The sequence below is a fragment of the Candidatus Methylomirabilota bacterium genome (assembly GCA_035709005.1).
Lineage (GTDB): Bacteria > Methylomirabilota > Methylomirabilia > Rokubacteriales > CSP1-6 > 40CM-4-69-5.
On record DASTFB010000059.1, the window covers coordinates 99289 to 105973 of the forward strand.

Consider the following 6685-nt stretch of genomic DNA (forward strand, 5'->3'; position numbering starts at 1 on the left):
GCCATGCCGTGCGGATTCTGCACCTGCAGCAGATGCGTCGCGGCGGGAAGCACAAAGGGCTCGACGTTGGGCAACCAAGAGAGCAGCAGTTCCTGTCGCTCTACCCAGATGGGATCTAGTTCCTGACTTCTCTCGCCTGTGACAGCAAGGACCGGCTGGGATATGCCACGCGCATCCTCCCGTGTGAAGGACCACTGTTGCAGGGCCGGTAATTCCTGGCTGGGGAAGGTGCACTCGGCACTGAATACAGGGCCGGTTCCAGGATGGCGAGGGAGTGCACGGCTGCCTCATCCTGCAAAGGCTCGAGTTCGATACCCTCGAGGGCCGCCCGATCCATGTCACAGGAAGCGGCGGCGCTGGCGCTCGTCGGGCGGCTCCAGGTCCAGCGCGGCCAGCTTGCGGTCGACGTACGCCTTGTAGGCGTCACGGATCTCGGCGTTGCCGACGGACTTCAGGCCCCACTCGATGAACCGCGGCACGTTGGGGGAGTCCGACCGGCCGAACATGTCGAGGGCCGCCGGATACCACTTGTCGAGCAGGGCCCGGGCCAGGGCTCGGCCGCCCGGGCGGGCGCAGGCCTCTTGCAGGAAGTAGTAGCCCATCTCGGAGTGCCCCAGCTCGTCTCGCTCCACCGTGGCCGCCATCTTCTGCAGGGGCACGTAGGACGACTCTCGCCAGTCGCGCGCGTGAAAGGCGCCGTTGAGGTCGACGAAGAAGTGGAAGAAGGCGTCGTCCACCCACGTCTCCCGCGGCAGGTGAAAGGCGTAGTGGGCGTAGGGGACATCGCGCAGCGCGAAGTCCGGCTCGAGCCCCACGGCCAGCCGGTGAAACATGATGGCGTGCTTGAGCTCCTCGGCCAGGTACTCGGCCTTGAGCAGCTTCATGTGCGAGTTGGGGAAGAGCGCCTCGGCGAGGTCCAGGCAGGTGGCCATGAATCCCAGGAACGACTTGTTGCCGGCCCGCTCACCCTCGTGACGCAGCATCCTGATCAGCAGCGCCTTGTAGTCCTCGGGCAGTGGGTCCCCCTCGTCGAACTGGTGCCGCGGCCGGCCGGCCGGCGGGGTGAAGCGGGGCAGGGGATCGCCCTCGGCATAGGCCTTGCGCCAGAACGGCCACCGGCCGGTCCCGCCACCGGCCTCGCGGTCGGCGATGACGTCCATCTCGCTCATCCCCGGCCTCCTTGATCCGCCGTGGGGGCGGCTTCCCCCGGCGCCGGCGGTCCAATCATGCCCGGATACCGCGCCTGGCTCCGGCGCCACCGCTCGGGATCCAGACGACGCGTCGCCTCGCGCTGGTGGCCGCACGGACAGCCCAGCAGCCCCGCCGCATAGAGGTCGAACTGCGCGTCGACGAGCTCGCCGGCCTGGCCGGGCAGGAGCCGATCTCCCACGTTGCCGGTCATGCGCCCGCAACCGGCGCAGAGCAGCCGGTAATACGTGCCATACGTAGCCGGCTGATCGAGCGTGATCCCGACCGCCGCATAGGCCCGCCGGATTTCCTCGACGATCTCGTTCACAATGCCTCCTCCAGCCTGGTCTGCCGAGCGCCGGGCGGCTGCCGGCCGGCCCCGGCCGGCTCATCAGGGCGCACTGTACACCGCTCCGGCCGGCCGTGTACCATCGTCGAGCATGGCTCAGGATCTGCGAAGCTTCCTCGATCTGCTCAAGCGCGAGCGCCCCGCTGATTTGATGCTGATCTCCCGGGAGATCGATCCCGCGCACGAGATCACGGCCCTGGTGGTCAAGCTCGACCGGGAGCTGGGCCGGCGCCCGGTGCTGCTCTTCGAGCGGGTTCGCGGCACCCGGTTCCCCGTCCTCACCAACCTCCACGCCAGCCGCTCCCGCCTGGCCCTGGCCATGAGCACCGCGCCCGCCGAGACGCTCCGCACCTATCTGCGGGCGATGGAGCGCCCGGTCGCGCCGCGCGTCGTGTCGGGCGGGCCCGTGAAAGAGGTCGTGCTCACCGGGGGGCAGGTCGACCTGGGGACGCTGCCGCAGATCGTGCATCACGAGGGGGACGCCGGCGTGTTCCTGACCGCGGCCATCTCCTTCGCCAGACATCCCGACGACCTCGTCTGGAACTGCGCCTACAACCGGCTGATGCTCAAGAGCCGCGACACGACCTCGATCCACCTCACCCTGGGCAAGCACCTCTGGGAGTTTCACCGCGCCGCCGAAGCGCGCAACGAGCCGTTGCCGGTGGCCTTCGCCATCGGCGTGCATCCGGCGCTGGCCCTGGGCGCACTGGCCATCGGCTCCGTGGACGAGGACGAGCGGGCCATCATGGGCGGCCTCCTGGGCGAGCCGCTGGAGCTGGTCCGCTGCGAGACGTCCGACGTGCTCGTGCCCGCGCACGCCGAGATGGTGATCGAGGCCGAGATCCTCCCGCACCAGCGCACCGCCGAGGGCCCCTTCGGGGAGTTCACCGGGTACAGCCTGGGCGAGCGGCCGCGGGAGGTGGTGAAAGTCCGGGCCATCACGCACCGACGGGACGCCATCTTCCAGGACATCAGCGTCGCCCACCTCGACCACCTGCTGCTCTCCACGATCCCCATCGAGGCCAATCTCTATCGCGCCGTCCGCGCGATGGTCCCCACCGTGCGGGCCGTCCGGGTGCCGGCCCCGTTCACCGCCTACGTCTCGCTGGAGCAGCGCATCCCCGGCCAGGCCCGCAACGCGATCCTGGCCGTCCTGGGCGCCGATCTCTACATGAAGCGGGTCGTCGTCGTCGACCACGACGTCGACGTGTTCGACGACCGCCAGGTGAACTGGGCCATCGCCACCCGCTGTCAGCCGGATCGGGACATCACGATCATCACGCACGCCCGCGGCTCGGACCTCGATCCCTCCACAACGCAGGACGGCTACACCGCGAAGTGGGGCGTGGACGCCACCGCCAAGCCCTCGCTGGCGGGCTTCACCCCGCGCCACCGGGTAGCGCCGTCGGTCTACGAGCGGATCGACCCCGGTCAGTTCCTGTCCTGACCCGCCGTGGCGGAGAACTTCGTCCGCCTCCTCGAGGCCGTGGCGCGCCGCGCTCCCGACGCTCCCGCCGTGCTGTGGGACGCCGGCCTGCTGACCTACCGGCGGCTCGATCGCCAGGCCAACGGGTTCGCCCGATTCCTGAGTCATCGCGGTGTGCGGCCCGGCGACCGGGTGGCGCTCTGCATCGCCAACCGCTGGCCGTTCGCCGTCGCCCTGCTCGGCGGACTCAAGCTGGGGGCGACGGTCGCCCCCCTGGATCACCTGCTCACCGCACAGGAGCGGGAGGCGATCCTCGCCGACCTCCGCCCGCGCGTGGTGGCGCACGAGGTCCTGGGGGACGAGGCCGAGTGGGAGAGTCCGCCGGCCGCCGTCGGCCCCGCCCTCATCCTGTACACGTCGGGCTCGACCGGCGCGCCCAAGGGGGCCATGTTGTCGCACGGCGCGCTGCGGGCGGCGGTGGAGGCGTGGGCCGAGCCGGTGATGGGGCTGAGGCCGCAGGACGTCGTCCTGGCCGCGCTGCCGCTGTCGCACTCGTTCGGGCTCAACGGGGCCCTGCTGGCACCCCTGCTCACCGGCGCTTCGGTCGCGCTCCTGGAGCGCTTCAGCCCCGACGAGGCGGTCGTGGCGATCCACCGCCACCGCGTCTCCGTCTTCCCCGGCGTGGCGACGATGTTTCGCCGTGTGCTCGACGCCCCGGGCCTGGCCGCGAGCGACCTCGGCACGCTGCGCCTCTGCGTCTCCGGCGCGGCGCCCTGCTCGTGGACGCTCGCCCAGGAGTGGCGCGAGCGAACGGGGGTGCGCATCCTGCGTGGCTACGGGATGACCGAGCTGTTCCGTCCCATCTCCTACCTGGCCGCCGATCCCACGGACCTGCCCGACGCCGTCGGCCGGGCCGTGCCCGGCGTCGACCTCCGCGTGGTAGGCGGCGATGGGCGGGCGCTGCCGGCGGGCGCCGTCGGCGAGCTCTGGATCCGCTCCCCCGCCGTCATGGACGGCTACCTGAGCTCGCCCGAGGAGACCGACGCCGTGATCGACGGCGGCTGGTTCAAGACCGGCGACCTGGCCATCCTGCGCGCCGACGGCTACGTGCGCATCGAAGGACGCAAGCGCGAGCGCATCCTGCGGGGCGGCTACTCCGTGTCGCCCCCGGAAATCGAGGCCGTGCTGCACGCGCATCCGGCGGTCGCCGAGGCGGCCGTGCTGGGCGAGCCCCACGCCGAGCTCGGCGAAGAAGTGGTGGCCTTCGTGGCGCTGCGGCCGGGTGTGCGGGAGGATCCCCGGGTGCTGGTCGCCTGGTGCCGTGAACGCCTGGCCGGCTTCAAGTGCCCCCGGCGCATCACGATCGTCGACCGCCTGCCCCGGGCCTCGACGGGTAAGGTGCTGAAGTCCCGACTGCTCGGACAGGCCTGACGAGGAGACGCCAAGGATGGAAATATCGCGCAGGAAGATGCTTTCGATGGGTAGCCTCGGCGCGGTGACGCTCGCCATGGGGCGGTATCCCGTCGCGGCCCAACCGCCGGCCGCCGCGGTCGAGCCTCACGATCGCGTGTTCGTGACGAACGCGGATTCCAACACGATCGCGGTGCTCGATCCCCGCACGAACACCCTCGAGACCGCCATCAACCTGACGAGCTTCGACGAGGACCCGCGTCCGCCGTTCCGCTTCGTCACCGACGGCCGGGCGCCGACTCACGCGGCCATGATCCACAAGCCGCTCTACCGGGGCGCCATCGGCCTCCACGGTCTGGCCCCGTCGCCGGACAACCGCCTGCTGGCCACGGCCGGTCGCGGCTCCAGCAACGTCTATCTCATCGACACCGCGGGCAAGCGCGTGCTCGGCAACACCCCGAACCCGCAGACCGGACCGGGGTCGAACCCGGAGCGCTTGACCAGCGGGATGCTCGTCGGACGTGAGCCGCTCGGGCTGACCTTCACCCGCAACGGCCGGGAGCTATGGGTGGCCGTGGGGGGCGAGGATCGGATCGCCGTGATCGATGTGGAAGGCGCCCTGCGCGGCCAGCCGCCGGTCCGCCTCCTGGTGCCCACGGTCAACGGCCCGTCGCAGGTGTGGTTCTCGGGCGACGGAGGGCTGGCCTTCGTGGCCAGCGACAAGGTCGCGCGGCTCGATGTCCTCTTCCTCAACCCCGACCCGCAGGGACGCTCGCGGCCATCGCACATCACGACCCTGGACCTCAGCGCGGAGGACCCGTTCGGCTTCACGCCGTTCCTCAAGACGTCCCCCGACGGCAGCGAGGTGTGGCTGACCCACAAGCTGGCCGACCGCGTCTCGGCCCGCAGCGCCCGGGGCCCGCACGGGCTGCTCGACAGCGTCGCGCTGGGAGCGATGGCCCGACCGAACCACCTCGAGTTCGTCGAGAACGCGCGCGGCAAGGTCGTGTACGTGAGCCTGGCCCGGGTGGACGAAGGGGGCCCGAACGGCGTGGCGTCGAGCCAGGTCGCCATCGTGGATCGCGCGAGCCCATCCGGCTCCCGCCGCGTGGTCGGCTCGTTCTTCACGCGGGGACGGGAGGCCCACGGCCTCTGGACCAATCCCGCCCGTACCTCGCTCTACGTGGCCCACGAGCAGGACGAGCTCACCGGCACTCCCCACGCCGGCCAGACGGTGGTCAGCGCCTTCGACGTCACGAACCCGCTGGCCCCGGTGTTCCTCGCCCAGATCCCGCTGGGCTCGCTCACGCTGCCATCGGGAACGCTGCGCAACAAGAAGAGCGTGAGCCTCGTCTACGTCCGCCCCGGCGCCCGCAGCCAGACCGCCTGAAGCTCAGATCACGGCGATCGCCTCGACCTCGATCAGGTAGTCGGGGTGCGCCAGCGCGCTCACCTCGATCATGGTCGAGGCCGGCCCCTTGCCGCCGAAGAACTCTTCCCGGACCGCGCGGTACTCCGGCCGGTAGCGGGCGTCCACGACGTAGGTGTTGATCTTGACCACGTTGCCGAGCGAGCCGCCCCCGGCCTCGACCAGCGCCTTGATGGCGCGGAACACCTCGCGGGCCTGTGCGGCGAAGTCACCCCGGTGCTTCACGCTGCCATCCTTGTCGTACGCGACCTGGCCGGCCAGGAACAGGATCGTCTGGGCCCCGGTCACCTTGATGCCCTGGCTGTACCCCGGCGGATCGTAGACGCCAGGAGCGCAGTACTTCTCGATCTGAGCCATCGGCGGTCCTCCTGATCAGGAGTCGGTGGCGTCGAATGCTAGCACAGCCTTCGTGGCACCGGCCTTGCTGCACCGGGGAGAGGAGGCCAGCCATGATGCCGTTGATCCTCGCCCTCGTCCTGGCGCTCGCCATGCCGTCGCTGGCGACCGCCCAGGCTGTGCAGCACGGTGCCCAGCCGAACCCGCAGGAGGTCCGACCAGGGAACCCGCAGGGGGACGCGCCGTCGGCGACCGTCGGCTCCCTGGAACGCGATCGGGTCGAGCGACGGATTCTCGGCCTGCCGGTGACGGCCGTGCTGGTCATCGGCGGAGCGCTCGTGGTGCTGCTGGCTCTGGGGAGCGTCGTCATCCCTCGGGCCCGGCGGCGCCGGCAGGCTCGCGGCGGCGGGACTTATTGATGGAGGGGGGCACTCGACGCGCCCCCCTCCAAACCTCCCCCGTTCACGCGGGGTGCGACGACCCTCCGCGCCCCCCTCCAAACCTCCCCCGTTCACGCGGGGTGCGACGACCCTCCGCGCCCCCCTCC

The 6685-nt window shown here is 70.9% G+C and carries 7 protein-coding genes; 4 read left to right on the forward strand and 3 right to left on the reverse strand.

What is annotated here, in order from left to right; genetic code table 11:
• Positions 1-338: 338 nt before the first annotated feature.
• Positions 339-1169: a Phenylacetic acid catabolic protein gene (locus tag VFR64_09490; GenBank protein ID HET9489970.1), complete on the reverse strand. Its 831-nt coding sequence runs from the start codon at positions 1167-1169 to the stop codon at positions 339-341.
• Positions 1166-1516, reverse strand: coding sequence for a hypothetical protein (locus VFR64_09495; GenBank protein HET9489971.1), 351 nt, complete (start codon positions 1514-1516; stop codon positions 1166-1168). Before VFR64_09495 ends, VFR64_09490 begins: the two co-directional genes overlap by 4 nt.
• A gap of 112 nt (positions 1517-1628) precedes the next feature.
• Here VFR64_09495 and VFR64_09500 point away from each other — a divergent pair, with 112 nt between their 5' ends.
• Genes VFR64_09500 through VFR64_09510 form a run of 3 tightly spaced genes read left to right on the forward strand, consistent with a single transcriptional unit; the run spans position 1629 to position 5763 of the window.
• On the forward strand, positions 1629-2984 hold the full coding sequence (locus VFR64_09500) for a UbiD family decarboxylase (protein HET9489972.1): 1356 nt from the start codon (positions 1629-1631) through the stop codon (positions 2982-2984).
• A gap of 6 nt (positions 2985-2990) precedes the next feature.
• Complete coding sequence (locus VFR64_09505; protein HET9489973.1) at positions 2991-4394, forward strand: AMP-binding protein; 1404 nt, start codon at positions 2991-2993, stop codon at positions 4392-4394.
• 46 nt (positions 4395-4440) lie between these two features.
• Entirely contained in the window at positions 4441-5763 is a 1323-nt protein-coding gene (locus tag VFR64_09510; GenBank protein ID HET9489974.1) for a YncE family protein, read from the forward strand.
• 3 nt (positions 5764-5766) lie between these two features.
• Here VFR64_09510 and VFR64_09515 read toward each other — a convergent pair whose 3' ends face one another.
• A complete protein-coding gene (locus VFR64_09515; protein ID HET9489975.1) occupies positions 5767-6159 on the reverse strand; it encodes a RidA family protein in 393 nt (130 codons plus the stop codon).
• Between the two features lie 92 nt (positions 6160-6251).
• Here VFR64_09515 and VFR64_09520 point away from each other — a divergent pair, with 92 nt between their 5' ends.
• Entirely contained in the window at positions 6252-6557 is a 306-nt protein-coding gene (locus VFR64_09520) for a hypothetical protein (GenBank protein HET9489976.1), read from the forward strand.
• Positions 6558-6685 lie beyond the last annotated feature (128 nt).